This window comes from Achromobacter sp. (genome assembly GCF_036567245.1).
GTDB lineage: Bacteria > Pseudomonadota > Gammaproteobacteria > Burkholderiales > Burkholderiaceae_B > Achromobacter.
In genome coordinates, this window is record NZ_DATCUY010000312.1 from 1 (window position 1) to 4,203 (window position 4,203).

Genomic DNA, 4,203 nt, shown 5'->3' on the forward strand with positions numbered 1-4,203 from the left:
GAGCGGGCAGCGGCGCTGCGCTTGGATGCCGCTGCGCTGGCCTGCCGCGACAAGGCGGCGCGCGACGCGGGTTTGGCGCTTTCCTTCTTCAGGGCGGTGGTGGTGGCCTTGGCGCGCTTGGTCGACTTGGCATGTCCATCATGGGCCGCTACGCTGTCCTGCTTCGCCTTGCGCTTGGTCGCCGCGCTGGCCTTCTTCGGCGTGGGCAGCGCCACGCCTGCGCGGCGCGCCTTGGACAGGCCGATCGCGACGGCCTGCTTGGTGGAGCGCACGCCGTGCTTGCCTTCGCGCACGTGTTCGATTTCCTCGCGCACGAATTCTCCGGCCTGCGTGGAAGCGGATTTTCCTTGGCGTTTGTCGCGCGCCGCTCGTTCCAGGGTTTTTCGTTCAGGCATGACGACACCTCCTCGCTTGCATTGCGGGAACGCGTTGCGCCGCGCCGAGGCCGGTGCGACGGAACTCGTAACACCACTCTAGCGCCGTGGGCGTATGCTGTGTGTTCGAATGGATTGCCGGTCGTAAGCGCCGGAACACCGCCGCCAGGCCGACGATTCACGACTCACCCCCTTAGCGGAGACGAGCTATGTCGAATCATGTCTACAAGCAAATCGAACTGGTGGGCTCTTCCACCAAGTCCACCGACGACGCCATCGCCCAGGCCATAGCGCGCGCGTCCGATACGCTGCGCAACCTGGATTGGTTCGAAGTCACCGAAGTGCGCGGCCACATCAAGGACGGCAAGGTGGCGCACTGGCAAGTCGGCTTGAAGATAGGCATGCGGCTGGAAGGGAACGAGTGAGCCCGCTTGCTGCTCCTTTCTTGAGCACGCCTTCCAAGTGATTGTCGGATAAAGGTTTTTTGGGCTTGTTATCCGACTGTACAGAGGCTTGTCCACATTCGCTGGGGACAAGCCTGTCGCGCTTTCGTCTCCCGCCGCCCTCAGCCGTTGCGGCGTCGTCGATCCGCGGGAAGTGAGCGTTTCTTGAGCGGCCCCTTCAAGTGCTTGGCCTGTAAGGCTTTTTGCCGGCTGCCCTCATACTGTCCTCAGGCTTATCCACATTTGCCGGGGACAACCGGGGCGCTTCGATACGGTGTTTGAGCCATTCTTGACCACCCCTTGCAGGCGCTTGATATGCAAGGGGATTTCCGACCTGCCCTCATACTGTCCTCATGCTTTTCCACAGAACGCGGGGACAAATCCACATTGCCGCACGGCTGCGGCGCAAGTCCGCCGGTTCATCCCGATTTCAGTGGATAAGTGGGCAAAAAATCATCCAAACGGATGATTGCGCAGTTTTTGACCGGCCCTTGCAAGTGCTTGGCAGGACACGGCTTTTTCATTCTGCCCCAAGGCTGTCCTCAAGCTTCTCCACAGTTGGCGGGGATAAGTGTGAACCGCGGTGCAAAAAAAAAGCCCCCCGACGTATCGGGGGGCTGGATCGCCCGGAGGTAGACGGGCGATCTCTGCCGGCCGGGATGAGCCCGCGCCGGCAGCGGCGGCGATCAGGCGTTGAACTTCTTGATCCAGTCCACGTAGCGGTCCACCCAGCCTTGCAGGAATTTGCGGGTGCCTTCGTTGGTGATGTTGTACTGGTCGTCGACCAGGCCTTCCGTGTATTGCAGGAAGACTTCCGGCGTGGTCAGGGTGTTGGCGCCTTCGGCGGCCAGGATGTTGCGCAGGTGCTGCTGCATCAGGGCGGTGCCGGCGGCGCTGGGCGAAGTGCCGACGATGCCGACGGCCTTGCCGGTCCAGGAGTTCTGGCCCCAGGGACGCGAACCCCAGTCGATGGCGTTCTTGATGGCAGCCGGCACGGAGCGGTTGTGCTCGGGCGAAACGAACAGGATGCCCTGGGCGTCGGCGATCTGCTGCTTGAGCTTGGCGGCGGGGGCGGGCAGGTTGTTCTCGTTGTCCTGGTTGTAGAGCGGCACGTCGCCCAGGCTCACGTATTCGAACTTGAAGTCCGCGGGCACCAGCTTTTCCAGCGCGCGGGCCAGCCGCAGGTTGAACGAGGCAGCGCGCAGGCTTCCGACGAAAACGGCAATCTTGTAGGTGCTCATGGGGCGCAGGCTCCAAGGGTTGAACGGGAATCTCAGTGTAGACCTGTACGCAGGCACGCTCAATCACGATCGCGGATATGGTTATTCAGGATCATGACGCCCTGATGTCGGCTGCGCAGGCACCACCGTGGTGCGCAAGGGGCGCGCGATCACCATGATGGTGTGCTGCAAGGTGCGCGGACCTGCTGCGCCGCGCCGGGGTTCAGGAGCGGCGCTGCGGCCGAGGGGCGCGGGATTCCTGGCACACCGCTTGCTAGGGTCAATACTGCATAACAAGCTACACGCCGTTCCAGGAGTCCTGCCATGTCCCGTTCTTCCGTTCCCGCCCCGGTCACCATGCTGGTCACTCGGCACATAGCGCCCGAGCGCTATGGCGATTTCCTGTCCTGGATGCGCCAGGGCGAAATTCTTGCGGCAGGTTTCCCGGGGTTTCTTGGATCTGGTGTGCTGCAGCCCGCGGAAGGCGGAGACCAGTACCAGATCGTCCTGCGCTTTGCCGACGGGGCCAGCCTCGGGCGCTGGGAAAACTCTCTGCCGCGCCGCATGTGGCTGGAACGCGGCGCGGCGCTTGTACGTGCCAGCCACGAGCGCCGCGTCAGTGGCACCGACGACTGGTTCGCGCCCACGACCAGCGCGCCACCGCGCTGGAAGCAGGCCGTCAGCATCTGGCTGGCCTACTTTCCGGTGTTGCTGGCGTTCTCCGTACTGGCCAGCGAACCGCTGAGCCTCTTGCCCGTGTTCTGGCGGGTGCTGATCACCAGCGTAGCGTTGACGCCCGTCATGGTGTTCATATGCATGCCCCTGGTGGCGCGAATGCTGCAGCGCTGGCTGCGGGCGGGCTGAGGCAGGCATGCGCGGCCGGCTCAGGCCGCCCGCGCGCCGCGGGAGGAATACAGCCGGTGCAGCGTGATCTTGCGCACCGCCGCCTGGCTGCCCTGGATATGCGCGTTCAGCAGCGCAACCGAGCGTGCGGCGTCACCGGCCAGCGCCGCGTCGAGTATGGCCGCGTGCTCTTCGTAGGTCTTGCCGATGCGTTCGGGCAGCGTGAAGTCCAGGCGCCGCACGATGCGGATACGCTCAGTGGCTGCGCGGTGCACGCGCGCGATCTCGGGGTTGCCTGCGGCGGCCACCAGATCGATGTGAAAGCGCTCGTCCAGATCCGCCAGCCGCTCGTTGTCGCCGGAACGCTCGCTGGGGTCCACCAGCCAGATGTCGGCCAGCGGGCGCAGCGCGCGCAGGCGCTCGGTGGCGCTGGCCGACGCGCACAGCGACTGCACGGCGGCCGCTTCCAGCACGTTGCGCAACTCATAGAAATGGTCCAGCGCGTTGAAGTCCAGCGGCTTGACCAGCCAGCCATTGCGTTGCTTCACCTCCAGATAGCCTTCCCGCTCCAGGCGGAACAGAGCCTCTCGCACCGGCGTGCGGCTGACCTGCAGGCGGTCGGCGACTTCGGTCTCGGTAAAGCGGTCGCCCGGCGCCAGCCGGAAGTCCAGAATGTCCCGCTTCAGCGTGCCGTAGGCGGTGTCGGCGAGTGTGCGCGGTATGTCGATGACGGCGAAGGCGGTTCCCATGTGGTGGCCTCGGATCGGTGGTTAAAGAGGACGGAGGTGGGCAATGCCGGCCTGCTGCAGCGCGTGTGCGGCGCGCAGGCAATCGGCTTCGCGCCAAGGCGCGCCGATCAGCTGTACGCCCAGCGGCAGGTGGCCGTCCTGTCCGGCTTCGGGCCAGACTGGCGCGGCGCAGACCGGCAGGCCGATGCACGACACCGGCTGCGTCAGGATCCCCATGCTGGCGCGCGCCGGCAGCCGCTGGCCGGCCAGTGTCAGCCAGTCCGCGCCGATGGGTGTGGCAGGCACCGGCGTGGCGGGGGCGATCAGCACGTCGTAGTGTTCGAACAGCGCCAGCGCTTCGCGATAGACGCGGTAGCGGATGCGCTGCGCCTGCTGCGCCCAGGCGGCGGGCACGAGGCTGCCTGCGACCAGTCGGTCGCGCGACAGCGGTTCGTAGTAGTCGTAGTGCGTGACGAGCCTGCGGCGATGCAGGGCGCCGCCTTCCGCCGCCGTGATGACGAAGGCCGCCGCGCGCGCCTGGGCCGCGCCTTGCAGTTCGACCACAGCCGTGGCCTCCAGGGCGCGCGCCGCGATC

Annotated in this window: 6 protein-coding genes; 2 read left to right on the forward strand and 4 right to left on the reverse strand. The window is 65.7% G+C overall.

Going from position 1 to position 4,203, the window contains the following annotated elements; translation table 11 throughout:
• The coding region (locus tag VIR09_RS13700) for a DUF6496 domain-containing protein (RefSeq protein WP_332013355.1) at positions 1-395 on the reverse strand (395 nt) is incomplete at its 3' end.
• A 188-nt stretch (positions 396-583) separates the two neighbouring features.
• Here VIR09_RS13700 and VIR09_RS13705 point away from each other — a divergent pair.
• On the forward strand, positions 584-799 hold the full coding sequence (locus VIR09_RS13705) for a dodecin (RefSeq protein ID WP_332013356.1): 216 nt from the start codon (positions 584-586) through the stop codon (positions 797-799).
• A gap of 704 nt (positions 800-1,503) precedes the next feature.
• Here VIR09_RS13705 and VIR09_RS13710 read toward each other — a convergent pair.
• Positions 1,504-2,058, reverse strand: a complete 555-nt coding sequence (locus VIR09_RS13710) for an NAD(P)H-dependent oxidoreductase (RefSeq protein ID WP_332013357.1) — start codon at positions 2,056-2,058, stop codon at positions 1,504-1,506.
• Positions 2,059-2,361: 303 nt separating this feature from the next.
• Here VIR09_RS13710 and VIR09_RS13715 point away from each other — a divergent pair, with 303 nt between their 5' ends.
• Positions 2,362-2,901 carry an antibiotic biosynthesis monooxygenase gene (locus tag VIR09_RS13715; RefSeq protein ID WP_332013358.1) on the forward strand — a complete coding sequence of 180 codons (540 nt, stop codon included), beginning with the start codon at positions 2,362-2,364 and terminating at the stop codon, positions 2,899-2,901.
• 20 nt (positions 2,902-2,921) lie between these two features.
• Here VIR09_RS13715 and VIR09_RS13720 read toward each other — a convergent pair whose 3' ends face one another.
• Positions 2,922-3,629 (reverse strand): GntR family transcriptional regulator, encoded by a 708-nt coding sequence (locus VIR09_RS13720; RefSeq protein ID WP_332013359.1) that lies wholly within the window; start codon positions 3,627-3,629, stop codon positions 2,922-2,924.
• Between the two features lie 21 nt (positions 3,630-3,650).
• On the reverse strand, positions 3,651-4,203 hold a 553-nt coding region (locus VIR09_RS13725), incomplete at its 5' end, for an amidase family protein (RefSeq protein WP_332013360.1).

Coding starts and splice junctions, on each gene's coding strand:
- VIR09_RS13705 (WP_332013356.1), top strand. CDS start 584: ATGTCGAATCATGTCTACAAGCAAATCGAACTGGTGGGCTCTTCCACC.
- VIR09_RS13720 (WP_332013359.1), bottom strand. CDS start 3,629: ATGGGAACCGCCTTCGCCGTCATCGACATACCGCGCACACTCGCCGAC.
- VIR09_RS13715 (WP_332013358.1), top strand. CDS start 2,362: ATGTCCCGTTCTTCCGTTCCCGCCCCGGTCACCATGCTGGTCACTCGG.
- VIR09_RS13710 (WP_332013357.1), bottom strand. CDS start 2,058: ATGAGCACCTACAAGATTGCCGTTTTCGTCGGAAGCCTGCGCGCTGCC.